Genomic DNA, 20,257 nt, shown 5'->3' on the forward strand with positions numbered 1-20,257 from the left:
TGCATACTCCTTTTATTGTTATTGTCAGGTCTTGAATACGGCTATACACCACCCGGTGATCAGACATTAACCCGTGTTGCGCATGCCGGCGGATATCCCTGCCATGGTCACCTTGAGAGCTCGTTCAACCAGTTCGGGCACATTGGCTTTGCCCTCAGATTCCCGATCTCGCCGCAGCAATTCAGCCTGTAAATAATGCAAAGGGTCGGTATACGGATTACGCACTCGCATTGAGTGAGCAAAGACCGGCTCATCCGCCAGCAAATCACCCTGCTCTTTCAATTCAAGCAAGCGTTCAATACACCCTTTGAGGCGCCTCCGGAGGCTCGCTCCCAGCGTTTTCAGCGCCTCATCTTGCACCAGCGTTTGCTCATAGTATGTGGCAATACGAAGATCTGCCTTGGCCAACACCATCTCGAGCATGTCTACGTAGGTTTGAAAGAACGGCCAGCCCTTCATCATTTCCCGCAACTCTGGCAAACGATTCTGTCGCGTGGCTTCTTCAAGCGCCACATCACTTCCTAACCAACTCGGCAGCATCAAACGCATTTGGGTCCAGGCGAAGATCCACGGAATGGCTCGCAGGCTTTCGACTCCACCGGTTGGTTTACGCCGTGCGGGGCGACTGCCAAGCGCCAACTTACCCAGCGCTGTTTCCGGCGTCACTTGCCGGAAATAAGGTACAAAGTCCGGATTCTCCCGGACCACATCGCGATAGGACTTGAGCGAAATCTCGGTCAGCCAATCCATCACCTCACGCCAACTGTCCTTGGGTACCGGTGGTGGTGCTAAAGTCGCCTCGACGACGGCGGTGGTATAAAGCGTCAAACTTTGAACCGCCAGCTTCGGCAAGCCGAATTTAAACCGAATCATCTCGCCCTGTTCGGTGATTCGGAAACTGCCGTTCACGGAACCAGGCGGTTGCGACAGGATTGCCCGGTTGGCCGGGCCGCCGCCGCGCCCTACCGTGCCCCCACGGCCATGGAACAACGTCAGATGAACGCCATATTGGCTGGCCACTTCCGTCAACTTTTCCTGCGCCTGATACTGTGCCCAAGCAGCCATCATCTGACCCGCATCTTTGGACGAATCCGAATAACCGATCATGACTTCCTGACGGCCCCGGCAATACTCGCGGTACCAATCCACCTGATACAGAGCCGCCATGGCATCCGGCGCGCCCTGAAGGTCGCTGAGCGTTTCGAACAGCGGCACAACACGCATGGGGAATTTCATGCCGGCTTCCCGCAGCAACAGGATCACGCTCAAGACATCCGAAGGCTGACTGGCCATTGAGATCACGTAAGAACCCAATGCTTCCGGGGTCTGCTGGGCGACCACTTCGCAGGTTGCCAGTACTTCACCAACTGCTTCAGACGGCTGCCAGCCGCGGGGAATCAGTGGTCGTCGACCCTGCAACTCACGCAACAGAAATTCTTGCCGCTCCGGCTCTGACCAGGACGAGTAATCACCCATACCCACATAGTCTACGATTTCGGCCACAGCCTCGGCATGACGAGCAGCTTCCTGACGAATATCAAGACGAATTAACGGCAGTCCGAACGTATGGGCCCGGCGAATGATGTCCAGCAGCGGACCATTGGCAATATGCTCCAACCCACAGTCCACCAGGGATCGGTAACACAACTCTAAAGGTGCCGTCAGGTCTTCGTTTTCAAACAAAATGCCTGTGGCGTCAGCGGCTTCGCCTTTGGCTCGGGCTGCGGCCCAATCACGGGTTTTGCTCAAGCGATCCCGCAATTGCCCCAAGACTACTCGGTAAGGCTCCCGGGACTCACCCGCTTCGGCCATCAATTCCTCACTGCCCTGCCACATCGACAGTTCGGCACGTAATGCTTTGATGTCTCTCAGATAAAGGTCTGCGGCCATCCAGCGGCCGAGCAAAAAGACTTCTTGCGTCACTTCATGGGTCACGTTCGGATTACCGTCACGGTCCCCCCCCATCCAAGACGCGATTTGAACGGGCGTGGCGGCAATGGGCAAGCCCTTGCCCGAAGCCTCCAAAAGCGATTTATCCAAATTGCGCAGGAATCGCGGCAGCGCCTCCCAGAGGCTGTTTTCAATAACCGCAAATCCCCACTTGGCCTCATCAACGGCCGTGGGCCGCTCGTAGCGGATTTCGTCGGTATGCCATGCTTCTGTGATCAACTGTGACAGGCGGCTAACGATGTCGTCCCGCTCGTCTGGACGTAAATCGCTGTGATCCAATTGCTCGAGGCAATCGGATATCTCGTCATACTTCATAATCAAGGTACGGCGTGCCACTTCGGTCGGGTGCGCCGTCAGCACGAATTCTATGTGCAGGTCAGCTACTTTCCGTTGCAGCTCTTCAGGCGCAACACCGCCAGCCTTAAGACGCTCGAACACTTCCGTCAGAGATTCCACCGTCAAATCCGACGCGTGGCCCTGCTTACGGCGAATGCCATGATACTGTTCGGCCAAATTGGCGAGATTCAGAAACTGGTTGAAGGCGCGGGTAACCGGAAGAAGCTCATCATCACTCAACTGCCCGAGCAAGGTCACCAGGCGCTGGCCGGAACCGCTTTCTTGCAGTCGGTCGGCCTTGGCTGCCGCCCGCAGTTCCTCAATTCGGTCATAACAATCTTGCCCGGGGAACCGTTGAATGCTTTGGCCCAACAGTTCACCCAGTAAGCGTACGTTCTCTCGCAGTTCAGGATGCAATTCAGTCACGCTGAGTTCCTTTTAAATGAACAGAAACAATCTGAACTTACGATACTAAGGTTTCGCCAAGAACGCTAACAGGCCTCAGGGAGAGCCCTTTTCAACGCCTTTCACTTGTTGCCAGATCGCATCAAGAGCATCGAGACTTTCGCTATCCAGATCCCGCCCTTGGGCTTGCAGGAACCTCTCAATCGCACGAAATCTTGCGTCAAATTTGTGATTGGTTCTTTCCAGGGCCCGCTCCGGGTTTACTTTCATGAACCTGGCCAGATTCACGCACACAAACATCAGATCACCCAGCTCGTCCTCAACCGCGTCGCGGTCACCGGTGCCAGCTTCCGCCGCTTGCCAAGCCTCTTTCAGCTCGTCAATTTCTTCATGCAGCTTATCAAACACCGGAGCGATATCTGGCCAATCAAAGCCATGATTCGAAGCGCGCTTTTGCAGTTTTTCAGCCCGCGCGATGGCCGGCAAGGTGTGCGCGATACCATCAAGTCGACTTACCGGCTCTTCGGTAGCAGGCCGGTTGGCGCGTTCTTCGGCTTTAATGCGTTCCCAACTGGCTTTGATCCAGGTCTCATCCGGGCGATTATCCGGATCGATCCGGCTGTCCAGAGTGCCCTCCGGGAACACATGAGGGTGCCGCCGAATCAGCTTGCGAACCAGATGATCTACGATGGCATCGAAGTCGAAATGGCCGTCTTCTTTACCAATCTGACCGTAAAAAATCACCTGAAACAGCAAATCCCCCAGCTCATCTTTCAAATGCGGAAAATCCTCCCGGGCGATGGCGTCTGCCACCTCGTAGACTTCCTCGATCGTATGGGGCACGATCGTGCTGTACGTCTGTTTTGTGTCCCATGGGCATCCGGTTTCCGGCTCACGCAGGCGCGCCATCAGGGCTTTCAAATCTTCGATCGAATAACTCATGTGCGCTTTCGCCTTACGTCGATGATGTTCGGTAAGTTACGAACCTGCGCCAGTAGGCGGGCCAGCTGTTCCAGACTGGAAATCTCGACGGTTACCCGCATAGTGGCCGTATTTTCGTCTTTGTTGCTCTGAGTTTGCAGCGCCAGCACATCACACTTGGAATTCGAGAAAACCTGAGTGATGTCCCGCAACAGGCCCGAACGGTCATAGGCTTCAATCTCGATCTCCACCGGATACACCGCGGCTGGCTGGCCACCCCAGTTGACTTCAATGATGCGATTCGGCTCGACTTCCCGAAGGTTAAGGAACGTCAGACAATCCTGCCGATGCACAGTAACCCCGCGGCCAACGGTGATGTAACCGCCAATTGGATCACCGGGTAACGGTTTGCAGCAGTTGGCCACTTGCGTTTTGAGATTGCCTACACCACGAATCTGAATATCCGAGTCGGTGCTGTAACCGCTCTTGCGGGTTGGGCTCAACTTCAGATCCAGCTGCTCGGTTTTCGGCTCCAGCATCTGCTGGGCCACATTCGCCACATGAGCAGGCCTTAGATCACCTGCACCGATGGCTGCAAACATATCGTCTGCGGAGTGATAGTTAACTCGTTTGGCCAGCTCGGTCAGGCTCAGGTCGTAAAGTGACAGGCGCTTGAACTCGTCCTCTAGGATCGCCCTGCCATCGACAATGTTGCGGCCACGGTCTTGCTGCTTGAACCAGCTCGTCACCTTCGCTCGGGCACGGGAGGTCTGTATGTATCCCAGACTGGGGTTCAGCCAATCGCGGCTGGGCGCAGGATTATTCGACGTCAGAATAAAAACCTGGTCCCCGGTTTTGAGCGGATAGGTCAGCGGCACTATTCGACTGTTGACGCGAGCGCCCCGACAAGCGTGACCGACTTCCGTGTGAACGCGATAGGCAAAATCGACCGCCGTTGCGCCTTGCGGCAAATCCACCACATGGCCTTCCGGCGTGAAAACATAGATACGATCGGGCACAAAATCCGATTTCAGGTGGTCGGCCAAGCCGGACAGATCACCCAGCTCTTCCTGCCACTCCAAAACTTGGCGCAACCAGTTTATTTTGGCGTCGTAGCCGCTGGATTTGTTGTTCGTATCCGTTCCTTTATACAACCAATGGGCACACACACCCAGTTCGGCCTCTTCGTGCATGGCGTGAGTACGGATCTGAACTTCCATTACCCGCCCCTCGGCACCCACAACCGCGGTATGCAGCGACTGATAACCGTTCTCTTTCGGGTTGGCGATGTAGTCATCAAACTCATTCGGGATGTGGCGCCATAGCGAGTGCACAATACCCAGCACCGCGTAACAATCCCGCACCTCCGGCACCAGAATGCGCACGGCCCGGACATCGTATACCTGGGAAAAATCGATGCCTTTCCGGCGCATCTTCCGCCAGATGCTGTAAATGTGTTTGGCACGTCCACTCAGTTCGGCCCGGATACCCGACGCTTTCAATTCAGTCTGCAGGGTGTCGAGCACACGACGAATGTAACCTTCCCGGTCCAGGCGTTTTTCATCCAGCAAGCGGGCGATTTTTTTATAGGCGGTAGCGTGCAGGTAGCGGAAGGACACATCCTCCAACTCCCATTTGATGTGCCCGATCCCTAGCCGATGCGCCAGGGGGGCATAGATATCAAACACCTCCCGGGCCACTTTCATGCGTTTTTCTTCGGAAGTGTCTTTGATCGCTCGAATAGCACAGGTGCGTTCGGCCAGCTTGATCAGAGCGACCCGAACATCGTCAACCATGGTGACCAGCATCTTGCGGACGTTATCAAGCTGCCCTTCGCTCTGGCCCAGGACGTTGCCTTTTAGCGGGTGATGAATCGAGGAGATCGCGGCCATCTGCTGAACACCATTGATCAACCCGGCCACTTCGTCACCGAATTCCTTGCGGATTTCTTCCAGCTCAACCCGCTCTTCTCGCACCGAGCGATACAAAACGGCAGCCACCAAGCTGGCCTGATCAAGATGCAGCTCGGCCAAAACCTGAGCCATCTCCAGACCGGTGTGAAAACTGTTGGCCCCAGGTGCCCATAGACGGTCTTCACGGAACGCCTCAAGAGCAATGCGGTCGGCTTTTTCACAGGCCTGATGCAACTGCTCCGGGTTTTCCAGGTGGGTCTGTTCCGCAATTCGATGAACCCAACGGCTAATATCCACTTCGCCGTCGCCGGTTACCCCGTAATCTTCCCTAACTTTTACCATAGCAAGGACTTACCTGATGCTGGCCCGGTTGCCAGAGTCTACCCTGACCTCGGAAAACCGGGCGCTTCAAACTTATTTGCGCTTGTCGCGCTCGAACAAGGCGATCGACTCCACATGGGTGGTGTGCGGGAACATGTCCATCACACCCGCACGAACAAGGCGGTAGCCATTATTCACCATGACACCGGCGTCTCTGGCCAAGGTTGCCGGATTACAAGAAACATAGACAATCTGGTCCGCGCCAAAAGCCGTCAGATATTTACAGATATCCTCGGCTCCGGAGCGTGGCGGATCAATTAAAATCTTGTCAAAACCTTCTTTGGCCCAGCTTTGCTCTGTGAAGTCGCCGTGCAGATCAGCCCCGAAAAACTCCACGTTATTCAGACCATTCAGCTTTGCGTTCTCACGGCCACGCACCACCATGGCATCATCACCTTCCACACCCACAACATGACCGCCCTTTCGAGCCAACGGCAACGTGAAGTTGCCGAGACCGCAGAACAGATCCAAAACCCGATCACCGGGCTGAATATCGAGCCATTCAACCGCGCGGTGCACCATTTGGTTGTTGATACCAGCATTCACTTGAGTGAAATCCATCGGGTGGAACTGCATGGTCAGATCGAACTCTTCCATGCGGTAGCTCAAGCGCTCATCATCACGACCAGAAGACTCGGGCCAAATCCGATGAACGGTATCAGGGCCTTTCGGCTGCAGATAGATATGCAGGTCATGCGCCTGACCGAAGGCAACCAGTTTCTCCTGATCGTCAGGCACCAGCGCGTCCATATTCCGGAACACCATGGCCGCGTGATCATCGCCGCAAGCCACTTCGACTTGCGCAATCCGATCAAAGGCCTCCATGCCGTGCAGCAATTCCCGCAGCGCCATGATTCGCTCGCCAATGCGAGGATCAAGCACCACACACTCGTCAATATCGGTGAGGAAACTGTTACGCTTCTCCCGGAAGCCAACCAGAACGGACTCTCGCGCTTTAACGTAACGAACACCCAGACGGGCTTTACGGCGATAACCAAGCGACTCCGGTGAACGCATGGGCTCCACCCACTCTTCCGGCTCAATACCGCCAAAGTGCGCAAAATGCTCGCGCAGGGTATTTTCCTTAAAGCGAATCTGCGCATCGGCGCTCATGTGCTGAAGACTGCATCCGCCACACAAGTCGGCAAATTTACACGGTGGCTGCTGGCGGTCCGGTGCGGCTTCCAACACTTCCAAAGTGCGAAGCTCATCAAACTTGCTGCGACTGCCCACCACTTTTGCCATGACAGTTTCGCCCGGCAAACCGCCATCAACGAACTGCACTTTACCGTCGGTACGGGCAATGCCCCGGCCATCATGTCCCAGGTTTTCAATCTCACAACGCACGGGTTCTTGCGGCAGAACCTTACGGCGGCGTCTACTCATATCAGATAGTCTCTTGTCAGTTTCCGGCTCAGGCGCTCGGGAATACACCGGTGGATAAGTAACGGTCTCCGCGATCACAAATAATGGCAACGATTACGGCGTTTTCAACCTCTCTGGAGAGCCGGAGCGCTGCCGCAATTGCACCACCGGATGAAACACCACAAAAAATCCCTTCTTCTCTGGCTAGGGCTCGCATGGTGTCTTCCGCTTCCTGCTGGCCAATGTCCAGCACGGAATCAACTCTTGCGGCATCGTAAATTTTTGGCAGATACGCTTCGGACCAGCGTCGGATACCCGGAATAGAAGCACCCTCTTCCGGCTGCAACCCGACAATCTGAACCTCCGAATTACACTCTTTCAGGTAACGGGACACCCCCATTATGGTACCGGTAGTCCCCATGGAGCTGACAAAGTGGGTCACACGCCCCTCAGTCTGCTCCCAGATCTCCGGCCCGGTGGTGCGGTAATGGGCCAACGGGTTGTCCTGATTGCTGAACTGGTCTAGCACTTTACCCTTGCCCTCGGCTTCCATACGGATCGCCAAATCCCGGGCACCTTCCATGCCGACTTCAGGAGTGACATTAATAACCTCGGCCCCGTACGCTCGCATCGACGCCCGGCGTTCCTCACTCAGGTTATCCGGCATAATCAGGACCATCCGGTATCCCTTGATGGCCGCAGCCATAGCAAGAGCAATCCCGGTGTTGCCCGACGTTGCTTCAATCAAGGTATCACCGGGGCTGATGTCACCACGGCGCTCCGCTTCCTGAATCATACTGACAGCAGGTCGATCTTTCACTGAGCCAGCAGGATTGTTGCCCTCCAGCTTCGCCAGAACGACGTTACTGGTGTCACCCAGCAAGCGTTGTAAACGCACTAATGGGGTGTGGCCGACATAATCTTCAACAGTGGGGAAAGTCATATTGAAACCCTGTGATACACTTTCGGGGTCGAATCATACTCGCTATAGCCGTTATGTCCCAATACAGCTTATCGCTATATCCATGACCTCCGGCTATAACAGAATGACGTGCCTTACCCGGCATCGCCGGGAACTCATGAGAATAACAGGAACAAGATATGCGGCGGTGGGGCATTCGCAAAAAAGTCTTGGTGGTAACACTTGTTCCCACCCTCGTCACCACGTTGCTGCTGGGGCTGTTTTTCACCCACAGCTGGATCAACAACATTGAAAGCCTGCTCCATGACCGAGGCGAGTCCCTGTCACGCCAACTGGCAGCTGGTTCGGAATACGGCCTGTTTACGGCTAACAGGAGCCTGCTCAGCAGCCTCTCCAACGCCTTGCTGGAAGAGCAGGACGTCCGCTCAATATCTTTCTTCGCATCCGATGGCAAACGGCTGCTGCATACCGGTCCGGGCAGTTCCGGCTCCATCTCCCCTGACGCTTTTAAACCCGATCAAGAAGTTAAATTAACATTTAACCACACCACTCGATTCATCAATCCCGTCCACCTTCAGGATCTGGGCATTGAGACCATGATCGACCCAGAGGCTCGTTTGACCGCCTCTCGGGCCCGAAATCCTCTGGGCTGGGTGATGGTTGAGATGTCCCACACCCGGACCGAAAAGGAAACGTACAAGGCCCTCCTGATCTCTCTCCTGATGATCATAGGCGGTGTCTTCCTGAGCATAGGCATCGCCATGCGTCTCAGCAGAGCATTCACTGACCCGGTGTTTCAGCTGAACGAGGCGGTCGCACTCCTCAAAGAAGGGAAATTGGAAACCCGGGTGTATACCAGCGCAGGCCCAGAGTTCGAGCAGCTGGAATCTGGTTTGAATGACATGGCATCGGAGCTTGGCAAAGCTCAAGCCGAAATGCAGCAGAACATCGATCAGGCCACCGAAGACCTGCGGGAAACGCTGGAAACCATTGAAATCCAGAACATCGAGCTGGATTTTGCCCGTAAGGAAGCCCTTGAAGCCAGCCGGATCAAATCCGAGTTTCTGGCCAACATGTCCCATGAAATCCGCACACCACTGAACGGCATCATCGGATTCACAGAGCTGTTGCTGAAAACCCCGCTACCACGGCAGCAGCGTGATCACCTGAACACCATTCGCAAATCCTCAGAGATTCTTCTGACCATCATCAACGACATTCTGGACTTCTCGAAGATCGAAGCCGGCAAGCTGTTGCTCGACCGTGTCCCCTTCCCGCTTCGGGATATCGTCGAAGAAGTAATGACCATGCTGGCACCAGCGGCACACGCCAAGAATCTCGATCTGGTGCCGTTAGTGTACAACGATGTACCCGATCACATTGTGGGCGACCCCTTGCGTGTAAAGCAGGTCATTACCAATCTGGTCAACAACGCCATCAAGTTCACCCAAACCGGTGAAGTCGTGTTGCGCGCCAGCCTTGAAGAAGAGGATTCCGAGAACAACCGCGTCACTTTGCGCCTCAGTATTACCGACTCCGGGGTGGGCCTGTCTCGCGCCCAACAGCAATCTCTGTTCAATGCATTCAGTCAGGCGGACGCTTCGACAGCCCGACAATACGGAGGCACCGGCCTGGGGCTTGCCATTTCCAAGCGGCTGGTGGAAGAAATGGGCGGTGAAATCGGGCTTAACAGCGAGTTAGGCAAAGGCTCAACCTTCTGGTTCACACTCACCCCAGAGCTCTCGTCAGCCGCTGACAGCAGGCTACCGAAAGAAGCGCTAAGGGGTGAGCGGGTGATTTACCTCGAACAGCAGAAGACCACAGGGCTGGCCGTAGAACACTTGTTACGGGATTGGGGCATGACCGTCGACCGCGTCTCGTCGCCGGCAGCGCTTCAGGAACACGTTGAAGAGGCACAACTCCATCAGGAAGGCTATGCAGCAGCGATTATTGGCATCACTCGCCACTTACTCAATTCCAGCCAGTACGGCAACTTACTCCGAATGCTGGAAGTGGAGAGGGACTGCCGAACCCTGCTTTTAACCCCCACGCTGGAAACACTCGATACGCCGCTTTCAGGCTTAACCAGCGGCCACCTAACCAAGCCAATATGCCGGGATTCGCTCTATGACGAACTACTGGCACTAATACACGGCATCCGTTCCGGTCACCGCGAAGACACACCGGTAGCAATAACAGAGCGCAACCACGTTAAAGCTCCCCGAATTCTGGCAGTCGACGATAACGACGCAAATCTGAAGCTGGTCATCACACTGCTTAAAGACTGCAAAATTAATGCTGAGGGGGCCTCCAGCGGATTCGAGGCACTCACAAAAGCCCGCAAGAAACCGTTCGATCTGGTGTTCATGGATCTACAAATGCCGGGAATGGATGGCGTGGAAGCAACCGCACGTATTCGAGATTTAGACTCAGGCACGCATTACACCCCAATCATCGCATTGACCGCTCACGCCCTTGCAGACGAACAAGAGCGACTCTCGCAGCAGGGTTTCGATGGCTACATGCCCAAACCGATCAGCAGCCGCCAGCTAAACGAACTGGTTCGTGAATACACGGGGTACGACTGCAAAACCACCGGTCCGTCCTTCAAAATCTCCGAGATCAGGGATACCCGGCGGTCCCTTCGCCCCTCTAACCGGCGGATACAACAAGATTGCATGAGCATCAGGGAGAGCACTCAGCTCGCTGCAGGCAAGGCCGATCTGGCAGAAGAGTTGTTCAGCATGCTGCTCGAACAGCTTCATACCGACGCTCCCCGGATTCAGGCACTCTGGAATGAGGACGATCAGGAAGCCTTGCTGGAATGCATTCACAAACTGCACGGAGCTACCCGATATTGCGGCGTACCCGAACTCCGAGCCGCCGCTAACCGGTTTGAAACCGCACTGAAATGTGAAGCTGCCGATCGTGAAATCCTGAAGGATCAGCTGATTTCTGCCATCGAAAGATTGCAAAACTGGAGTGAGCAAACCGACTGGCAATCGCTATTCCGTGAACAGCAACAGCAGCCGGAAACATTCTAGACGTGCTAGGCCCGCGCGCGGTCCAAGATCGCGCGCATGTCCTTCACGGCGTCTTTCAATCCGGTGAATAAGGCTCGAGCAACAATGGCGTGACCGATGTTCAACTCATTGATACCCGGAATCGCGGCCACTCTTTCGGTGTTATGGTAATGCAGCCCGTGCCCGGCATTCACAATCAACCCTTGCGCACGGGCATAGGCGACTGCTTCTTCCAATACCTTCACTGACGTTTCGGCCTGGGCTGGCGTTGTTGCTTCGGCATATTCGCCCGTGTGCAGTTCAATAACGGGCGCGCCACAACGTACAGCAGCATCTATCTGAGCGGTGTCCGGATCAATAAACAGCGACACTTCCGCGCCGATGTCCGTCAGTCGCTTACACGCCTTGGCCACTCGCTCTTCCTGCCCTACGACATCGAGACCGCCTTCGGTTGTCAGCTCTTCTCGTTTCTCTGGCACGAGGCAAACGCATTCCGGCTTCACCTGTTCGGCAAATGCCAGCATGGCATCGGTGACCGCCATTTCCAGGTTCATTTTGGTCTGCAAAACGTCCTTCAGCAGCAACACATCGCGGTCCTGAATGTGTCGACGGTCTTCCCGAGGGTGCACGGTGATGCCATCGGCACCCGCCTCTTCAGCGACCAAGGCGGCCTGTACCGGGTCGGGATAGCGGGTACCCCGCGCTTCACGCAAAGTGGCCACATGATCAATGTTTACACCAAGCAACACTCTGGGATTCATAAGGTTCTCTCTGATGAAGAAACGGAATGGCTGAAAAGACTTCGGCTGTGTAGCGGCTTTCCCTGCAACAGAAAATCGACAAGCACGCGCATGACGCGTTTAGCCGTTTTACGCGCCGGCTCGTTGCCGTAGTCGTCATTAGCCAGCGCAATCAAGGCGTCGCCGGGCAGTCGCCCTAAGCGAACGTCGGCACCACTGGCCGCGACAATACCCTCAGCAGGATCATAACCATAATACTGACCAACCTCTACCGGGCTTCCGGTATCGGTTGTTTGATCCCATGAAAAATCGTAACCCAAAGCCCCCGCAAAGGCTCGCTCGAAACGCCGCAATATAGGCTCGACATCGCCGCTTGCCGTAACACCGGACAAAGCCTGAAGGCTTTCGATGTAACTGGCAAACAACTCTGGGTGGGGGTCAGCAGCAGGAAGAATGCGTTGCAGAAGTTCATTGATGTACAGCCCGCTATACAACGCTCGGGTTTGACTTAACCGGGGTGCAGCTCGCAATTCCAGTTGCACCAGAGTTTTGAGATCGCTTTTACCCGCCCAATCAATCAACAGCGGCTGAAATGGTTGTAGCTGTGCTTTAAGCGGACTCTTGGCGCTATTTCCACCTCGGGCAATCATGCTCATACGGCCATGGTTCAGGGTAAAGACATCCACCTGCAACGCGGTTTCCCGCCATGGCCGCCGATGGATGACATAAGCGGGCTCCTGTTGCACCGCCCCTCTCATATCAACCTCAGAGGTCGTTCATGCCCAGACTTTTCAGGGCACGGTCACTATCGGCCCAACCACGTTTTACCTTGACCCAAAGCTTGAGCATAACCTTGGTGTCGAACATGCGCTCCATATCGATCCGGGCTTCCTGACCAATGCGGCGCATCCGGTCACCCTTGTCACCAATAATGATCTTTCTCTGGCCTTCACGCTCAACCAGAATCAGTGCCGAAATATGAAGGGTCTTGCCTTGCTGTTTAAACTCTTCGATTTCCACCGCCACCGAATACGGCAGTTCAGCGCCCAGTTGGCGGGTGATTTTCTCCCGCACCATTTCTGAGGCCATAAAGCGCTGGCTGCGATCCGTAATCTGATCATCCGGGTAGAAATGCACACTCTGCGGCAGAAAACGGCCTACGGCTTCTTGCAGGGGTTCCAGGTTGGTCTCACGGAGCGCAGACAAAGGAATGATTTCAGCGAATTCCCGCTTTGCCGCCAAGGTTTCAAGATGCGGCAGCATCAATTCACGATTTTCCAGCTTATCAACCTTATTGATGGCCAGAATGACCGGGCACTTAACGCGCGCCAGCTTTTCAAGCACCATCTCGTCGGCGGTGGTCCAAGTCAGTTGGTCAACAACAAACACCACAACGTCGACATCCACCAAAGCAGATGTTGCCGCCTTGTTCATGTAGCGGTTGATTGCCCGAGGCTCTTCTTCATGCATGCCCGGCGTATCAACATAAATCGCCTGTACGTCCCCTTCGGTTTTGATACCCAGTACTTGATGGCGTGTGGTCTGGGGTTTGCGAGAAGTAATGCTCAGCTTCTGCCCGAGGATGTGGTTCAACAGCGTAGATTTACCCACATTGGGTCGACCTACGATCGCGACAAATCCGCAACGGCTGTCCGGGTTATCTGGGGTGGTTATATCGTTCATCATGAATTCTCCACGCCCAGTTTCTTAAGGGCACTTCGGGCGGCCTGTTGCTCAGCAATTCGGCGACTGCTGCCGGTGCCAGTGGTTTTGCGATCCAGTGACGATAGCGAACACGTCACATGGAATGTTTGATTATGGGCTTCGCCATCCACCGAAATGACTTCGTACAGCGGTAACGGAAACTGGCGCGATTGCAGATATTCCTGCAACCGGGTTTTGGGGTCTTTCTGGGTATCCTGAACGTCCAACCCGGCCAATCGCTCTGTAAACCAACGCAATACCTGCTCACGGCAAGTATAGAAATCACTGTCCAGATAGATGGCACCGATGATGGATTCTACTGCATCGGCCAAGATGGACTCGCGGCGGAAACCACCACTTTTCAACTCACCCGAACCCAACCTCAGGTATTGGCCCAACTCGAACTCGCGTCCGATTTCGGCAAGGGTGACCCCTTTCACCATGCGGGCTCTGAGACGGCTCAACTGGCCTTCACGGGCTGCTTCGAATTTCAAAAACAGGTGCTCGGCGATCACCATATTGACGATAGAGTCGCCCAGAAATTCCAGGCGTTCGTTGTTCTGGTTGCCAAAGCTTCTATGAGTAAGCGCCAGCAGCAGTCGTTCAGGGTCTTTGAACTGATAGCCGATGCGGCGCTGAAGTTGGTCAAGATCTGGTTTTAAGCTCACTGGCCTTTAAACTCGTACTCGTGTTGGAAGTGGACGACCGTATCGACCCTGCCAAACAGGTTATTGCGAACTTCATAATCAACGTTTATGAGCACCAGATCGCCGTCTTTATCAACGGTGATATTTTTGGCATCAAAGCCGCGTACGTTGTTCACACTTAATTGCTTGTTGATCACCCCGCGGACCTGAGCCGGCCCCATTTTGGAGAGGCCATCTATGTTCTCAAGGTTCTCGAGGGCTTCCTGAATGGTGAAGTCATCAAGATAAGCCGGACCAACTTTGAGGACAAACGTCAGCAGGCCAGCAAAAAACAAGGCTACGATCATCATCGTCAAAGCACTGCCCTGCTGATACTTCATACCCGAGGGATATCCATTCTTCATGCGCGTTCGCTCCGAACTCTTCGAGATCATTCAATACCACCCACTCGATCAAAAGATGGCAGACTTGTGAGAGATTTCCAGTGCATCCAGATACCAAAGGCCTTGCCGACCACCAGCTCATCAGGAACCGTGCCCCAGAAACGGCTGTCGTTACTGTTATCCCGGTTGTCCCCCATGACAAAGTAATGGCCATCGGGAACCGTCCACTCACCTTCACCAGACCCAGACATGCGCCCCATGGTGATGTAGATATCATGTTCAACACTGCCCATACTTTCGCGCCAGCGCTCCATCGGAGGCAACCGCGCGACAAAATCCCGAGACACCGGCTCATCGTTGATAAAGAGCTGTTTGTTACGATAGCGCACCGTGTCGCCCGGCAAACCAATCACTCGTTTGATGTAATTGGTAACGCCATCTTCCGGAAAGCGAAAAACCATTACGTCGCCACGCTCGGGGTCGCCGATCTCGACAACCTTGGTACCCGCCACTGGCAGCCTCAGTCCATAGGCGTATTTGTTCACCAGTATGAAATCGCCAACCTCCAGCGTGGGCAGCATAGAGCCGGATGGTATCTGGAAAGGCTCGATCAGAAACGACCGCAGCACGAGCACAACGGCCAGCACCGGAAAAAATGAGCGACTGATATCTACCAGCCAAGGCTCTTTTGGCTCTTCCGGGCCTTCAGCAGTCGGTTTTCCGTTCACGCTGGCCAGCCGGCGTTTTCTCAAAAACAACTTGTCCGCAAGCCAAACTACACCCGTCACAAAGGTGAGAACGACCAATACCAGTGGAAAATCAATATCCATCGGGTGCCTTAGCTCTATTAATTATCGACTTTCAACACAGCAAGAAACGCTTCCTGAGGCACCTCGACATTACCCAGCTGCTTCATACGCTTTTTGCCTTCCTTCTGCTTCTGAAGCAGTTTCTTCTTACGGCTGACGTCGCCACCGTAACACTTAGCCGTTACGTTTTTGCGTAACGCTTTCACAGTTACCCGTGATACCACCTGAGTCCCGATAGCCGCTTGAATGGCAATATCGAACATCTGTCTGGGGATCAGTTCTTTCATCTTTTCGATCAACTGACGCCCCTTACGGTGGGCCAGATCACGGTGAACAATGATTGCCAACGCGTCTACTCGCTCGCCATTGATCAACACATCCAACCGAACCAGATTCGCGTCTTGGAAACGAACAAAATGGTAATCGAGCGAGGCGAAACCGCGGCTTGCGGATTTAACCCGATCAAAGAAGTCCATGACAACTTCCGCCATCGGAAGTTCATAACTCAGCTGCACCTGAGACGACATGAAGTGCATGTTTTTCTGAACGCCCCGCTTCTCTTCACACAGGGCAATCACATTGCCCAAATGCTCCTGCGGCACCAGAATATTGGCTTCAACAATCGGTTCGCGCATCTCTTCGATGGAACCAACGTCCGGCAGGCGGGACGGGTTGTCTACCGACACCGTCTCACCCTGTTTGGTAACCACCTCATAGATAACCGTCGGTGCGGTGGTAATCAGATCAATATCGTATTCGCGTTCCAGACGCTCCTGAATAATTTCCATGTGCAACATGCCCAGGAAACCACATCGGAAGCCAAACCCCAGCGCATCGGAATTTTCAGGTTCGAAAAACAGTGACGCGTCATTCAGGGTCAGTTTTTCAAGCGCGTCCCGGAAGTCGTCATAGTCATCCGCACTGACCGGGAACAAACCTGCGTAGACCTGCGGTTTGACCTTTTGGAAACCCGGCAGCATCGGGGTTTCATCAGCGTATTTCTGATGCACGATGGTGTCACCCACCGGCGCACCGTGGATATCCTTAATACCCGCAACCACGAAGCCTACATCGCCCGCTTCCAGAATATTGGTATCGGTCGGTTTCGGGTTAAAGATCCCGACCTTATCCGCGTTCCAGGCCTTGCTGGTCGACTTGATAACAATCTTGTCGCCTTTGCGCAGAACACCTTCGATGACCCGAACCAACGATACAACGCCCAGATAGTTATCAAACCAGGAATCGATAATCAGCGCCTGCAACGGTGCACTTCGGTCACCTACAGGAGGCGGGATCTTCTGGATCAGATCCTCAAGCACGTCTTCTACGCCCAGACCACTTTTGGCACTGCAGCGCACCGCGTCTTGAGCTTCAATGCCGATAATGTCCTCAATTTCAGCCGCCACACGCTCTGGTTCGGCCTGAGGAAGGTCCATTTTGTTCAGTACCGGAACAACTTCCAGACCCTGTTCCAGTGCGGTGTAACAGTTGGCAACCGACTGCGCTTCTACGCCCTGACCGGCATCCACGACAAGCAGCGCACCTTCACACGCATACAGGGAACGGGACACTTCGTATGAAAAGTCTACGTGCCCCGGCGTGTCGATAAAATTCAGTTTGTAAGTTTCGCCATCCCGAGCGGTGTAGTTGAGCGTCACGCTTTGGGCTTTGATGGTGATGCCCCGCTCTCTCTCGAGGTCCATGGAGTCGAGCACCTGAGCGGCCATTTCACGCTCGGTCAAACCGCCACAGCTTTGAATAAAACGATCCGCCAGCGTGGATTTACCGTGGTCGATGTGGGCAATAATGGAAAAGTTACGGATTCGGCTCAGTTCAGTCACAGACAATGATTACTCATATAAGACGTGGGATTGAGCCCGGTATAGCCGCTACGGGTCCGGGAACGGCGTGATTTTACCGGTATCCGGCCGCTATTGCCATGATCAGGAAATAAGCGGCTTCTCATACTGGCGAATCAAGAACCCGATCAAGGCATCTTCATCCAGTGGATAGCTGAACAAATTGCCTTGGCACTGGGCACAACCCGCCGACTTCAGGAAGGCCAATTGCTGCATGGTTTCAACACCTTCGGCGACGACAGTCAGGTGCAGTTTGTGCGCCAGGGCAATCACCGCTGAAGCGACATCGGTCGCGCTAACGTTGTAGGGGATATCACGAATAAACCCATGGTCAATCTTGATGACATCCAGTGGCAGCTGCTGCAACGCGACTAGTGAGCAGGATCCCTTTCCGAAATCATCCAATATCAGGCAAACACCCAGATCATTCAGCGCCACCAACAATTCCCGCAACATGCGCGGGTCTTCGTTCAACAATTCCGCTGGAAGTTCCAGCTCTATCCGATCCGCGGCCACGCCAGTCTCGGTAATGACCCGGCGTATCAGGTCCAGAAAGCCGGTGTCGGTGATTTGACGAACTGAAAAATTAATCGCCATTTTCAGTGATTCGAAGCCTGCGCGCTCCAGCGCCTGAACCTGGATGCAGGCTTGCCTGAACGCCTGCTCGCCCAGTCTGACAATCAATCCGGTTTCATCAGCCAGATTAATAAACTGCTGAGCTGGAACAATGCCCTTTTCAGGGTGATGCCAACGCAGAAAGGCCTCAACCCCAATCACTTTCTGGCTTACCAGATCCACTTTCGGCTGATAATGCAACACGAAGCGATCTTCATTAAGCGCTGTCGCCAACTCTTCCTGCTGTAACATTCGACGCGCAGCCTTGATGTTCATAGCCGGCGTGAAGAATTGGTAATTGTTTCGGCCCATCTCCTTCGCTCGATACATGGCCAGATCCGCGTACTTCATCAGCGTGCCTACGTCTTCGCTGTCATGGGGGATCATGGCAACACCAATACTGACCGTTACGCCAACATCGTGATCGTTAAGCCTGACTCTCTGGCACAGTCGCCGCAAAATAGTCTCCGCTACTTTGCTGGCGGCCTCAGTTCCACTGACTCTCGAGAGCAAAACAACAAATTCATCGCCGCCCAAACGCGCCACGGAATCTTCTTCTCGCACACAACCTTGAAGCCACTCCGCCACCTGCCGAAGCAACTCATCACCACAATCATGCCCCAACGTATCGTTGATTCGCTTGAAACCATCCAGGTCCAGATACATCAACGCCGCCGGCTCTCCGCTGCGACGGGAACGGCGAACCACGTGGTTCAAACGATCACGGAACAACTGGCGATTAGCCAAACCGGTTAAAGGATCGAAAAAAGCCAATCGGTGCAATTCAGACTGGGCCGCTTTCAGCTGCGTGAGGTCTCGTAAGCTCAACACCACACCGCCGACCCCGGGCACGTTTAACATCGAGGTAAATGTCCCCTCCATCTCACGGCAATGACCTTCTGCGTCATTGACGCGCGCCCGCACCGCTGGCATTTGCTTGCCTGGAGACAACATTGCATCGGTGAATGCCTGCTGCAATCCGAGCCAATCTTCGGCATTGACCAACGATTTAAAATCCAGATCCGCGACGCGGTCAGGGTCAAAACCGAGGATATCCAGACCGGATGGGCTTGCATACGTGGGTTTACCCGCCCGATCCATCACCAGCGTCACGTTCGCGGCACCTTCGGTAATCGCCCGATATCGGCCCGCGTTGACCTGCGCACCCAAACGAGACCGCACCAGCGACAACACAAACAGGTACATCAAAACACTGATCGCCAACCCTGAACCCAGCACAATTGGCGGGCGAGGGTCCGAGGCTAGGTAATCAAACGCGGGCGTGGAGCGGGTTTGAAGCAGCCACTCCCGGCCACCGTGAGACAAAGTCTGGCTAAGTTCAAAACTGAACTCATTATCCAGCGACCCCAGATTGGAACCGTACATGAGCGTACTTCTGGACACGACAGCCGAATCATAAATGCGCACATCAAGAAACGGGGAAATCAACCCGACAATACCATCAAGCAGGTTATTCATTCGGAACGCACTGAACACATAGCCCGCCAGCATCATTCGGCGTTCGACCCGGACATCAGGAATGGTTCCGCCTTGATACACCGGGTAATACATGAGGAACCCTGCCTGATCTTCGGCCAAAGACTCCTGAACCAATACCACCTTGCCCGTCACCATCGGTTTGGCATCATCCCGAGCCCGCTCCATGGTGACACGGTGTATGGGATCGCTGAACGCATTGTAACCGAGAGCGCTTAAATTTCGTTCCGTACCCGGTTCAAGGTACACCATGGGATAGTAATCTGGCCCAGCCCCCAAAGGCTTAACCAGATATTTGTAAACCCCTTGCGCTCGAACGAAGGCGATGTGATCGGCCATTTGCCGCACACCAATGCGCTGGACAAAGCCGATCCCCTCAATTCCGGGGTAGTAACGGTTGATGTCTACTTTTTCAACGTACTCTCGCCACTCATCACGACTGACCTCGCTCTTCACAGCAAAGAGACCCGCACTGCCCGCCAACACCTGTTCGTAGTTAAGCAGGCGTTCTTCAATAGCCGTTTTGAGTTGTAAGGATTGAGCTCGGAACTTGGCTTCTGCACGGTCCTCCACCAATCGGATGGATACCTGCCATAATAAAATGGTGACACCAACGGAGCCGATAAAAACGAGCAAGGCCAACCACGAGTTGCGCAGCTTAAGAAGTTGGCGGAGGGATAATTCCTTATTTTTCATATTGTCACCGGGTCCATCCCATGACCTAGATTTCAAAAAAGATCCGGTGAGTATAGCAAAAGCTCCCGGGCATGTCGTGACACGCTCCGGG

At 54.3% G+C, this 20,257-nt stretch carries 14 protein-coding genes; 1 reads left to right on the forward strand and 13 read right to left on the reverse strand.

Annotation, left to right across the window (positions count from 1 at the left end; genetic code table 11):
• Nucleotides 1–66: 66 nt before the first annotated feature.
• From ppc to cysM, 5 genes are all read right to left on the reverse strand, one after another.
• Entirely contained in the window at nt 67–2,712 is a 2,646-nt protein-coding gene (ppc, locus tag VOI14_RS06680) for a phosphoenolpyruvate carboxylase (RefSeq protein ID WP_323751253.1), read from the reverse strand.
• Between the two features lie 75 nt (nt 2,713–2,787).
• Entirely contained in the window at nt 2,788–3,633 is an 846-nt protein-coding gene (gene mazG / locus VOI14_RS06685) for a nucleoside triphosphate pyrophosphohydrolase (RefSeq protein ID WP_323751254.1), read from the reverse strand.
• The gene (gene relA, locus VOI14_RS06690; protein WP_323751255.1) at nt 3,630–5,867 is read right to left on the reverse strand and encodes a GTP diphosphokinase; all 2,238 of its coding nucleotides are present in this window, start codon (nt 5,865–5,867) and stop codon (nt 3,630–3,632) included. Before relA ends, mazG begins: the two co-directional genes overlap by 4 nt.
• 72 nt (nt 5,868–5,939) lie before the next feature.
• Nucleotides 5,940–7,292, reverse strand: coding sequence for a 23S rRNA (uracil(1939)-C(5))-methyltransferase RlmD (rlmD, locus tag VOI14_RS06695; protein WP_323751256.1), 1,353 nt, complete (start codon nt 7,290–7,292; stop codon nt 5,940–5,942).
• Between the two features lie 28 nt (nt 7,293–7,320).
• Nucleotides 7,321–8,214: a cysteine synthase CysM gene (gene cysM / locus VOI14_RS06700; RefSeq protein ID WP_323751257.1), complete on the reverse strand. Its 894-nt coding sequence runs from the start codon at nt 8,212–8,214 to the stop codon at nt 7,321–7,323.
• A gap of 158 nt (nt 8,215–8,372) precedes the next feature.
• Between cysM and VOI14_RS06705 the strand changes: the two genes are divergently transcribed.
• The gene (locus VOI14_RS06705) at nt 8,373–11,237 is read left to right on the forward strand and encodes an ATP-binding protein (protein WP_323751258.1); all 2,865 of its coding nucleotides are present in this window, start codon (nt 8,373–8,375) and stop codon (nt 11,235–11,237) included.
• 5 nt (nt 11,238–11,242) lie between these two features.
• On the opposite strand, the gene pdxJ is transcribed toward VOI14_RS06705, so the two are convergent.
• The 8 genes from pdxJ to VOI14_RS06745 form a co-directional block, all read right to left on the reverse strand.
• Nucleotides 11,243–11,977: a pyridoxine 5'-phosphate synthase gene (pdxJ, locus tag VOI14_RS06710; protein ID WP_323751259.1), complete on the reverse strand. Its 735-nt coding sequence runs from the start codon at nt 11,975–11,977 to the stop codon at nt 11,243–11,245.
• Complete coding sequence (recO, locus tag VOI14_RS06715; RefSeq protein WP_323751260.1) at nt 11,974–12,714, reverse strand: DNA repair protein RecO; 741 nt, start codon at nt 12,712–12,714, stop codon at nt 11,974–11,976. Before recO ends, pdxJ begins: the two co-directional genes overlap by 4 nt.
• A gap of 7 nt (nt 12,715–12,721) precedes the next feature.
• Nucleotides 12,722–13,639, reverse strand: coding sequence for a GTPase Era (gene era, locus VOI14_RS06720; RefSeq protein WP_323751288.1), 918 nt, complete (start codon nt 13,637–13,639; stop codon nt 12,722–12,724).
• Nucleotides 13,639–14,328 (reverse strand): ribonuclease III, encoded by a 690-nt coding sequence (gene rnc, locus VOI14_RS06725; RefSeq protein ID WP_323751261.1) that lies wholly within the window; start codon nt 14,326–14,328, stop codon nt 13,639–13,641. Before rnc ends, era begins: the two co-directional genes overlap by 1 nt.
• Nucleotides 14,325–14,711 carry a DUF4845 domain-containing protein gene (locus VOI14_RS06730; RefSeq protein WP_323751262.1) on the reverse strand — a complete coding sequence of 129 codons (387 nt, stop codon included), beginning with the start codon at nt 14,709–14,711 and terminating at the stop codon, nt 14,325–14,327. The genes rnc and VOI14_RS06730 overlap by 4 nt, the downstream gene beginning before the upstream one ends.
• Nucleotides 14,712–14,737: 26 nt before the next feature.
• Nucleotides 14,738–15,520, reverse strand: coding sequence for a signal peptidase I (gene lepB, locus VOI14_RS06735; protein WP_323751263.1), 783 nt, complete (start codon nt 15,518–15,520; stop codon nt 14,738–14,740).
• 17 nt (nt 15,521–15,537) lie between these two features.
• The gene (gene lepA / locus VOI14_RS06740; protein WP_323751264.1) at nt 15,538–17,340 is read right to left on the reverse strand and encodes a translation elongation factor 4; all 1,803 of its coding nucleotides are present in this window, start codon (nt 17,338–17,340) and stop codon (nt 15,538–15,540) included.
• A 102-nt stretch (nt 17,341–17,442) separates the two neighbouring features.
• Nucleotides 17,443–20,166, reverse strand: a complete 2,724-nt coding sequence (locus VOI14_RS06745) for an EAL domain-containing protein (protein WP_323751265.1) — start codon at nt 20,164–20,166, stop codon at nt 17,443–17,445.
• Nucleotides 20,167–20,257 lie beyond the last annotated feature (91 nt).

This window comes from Marinobacter sp. (genome assembly GCF_034669625.1).
Lineage (GTDB): Bacteria > Pseudomonadota > Gammaproteobacteria > Pseudomonadales > Oleiphilaceae > Marinobacter.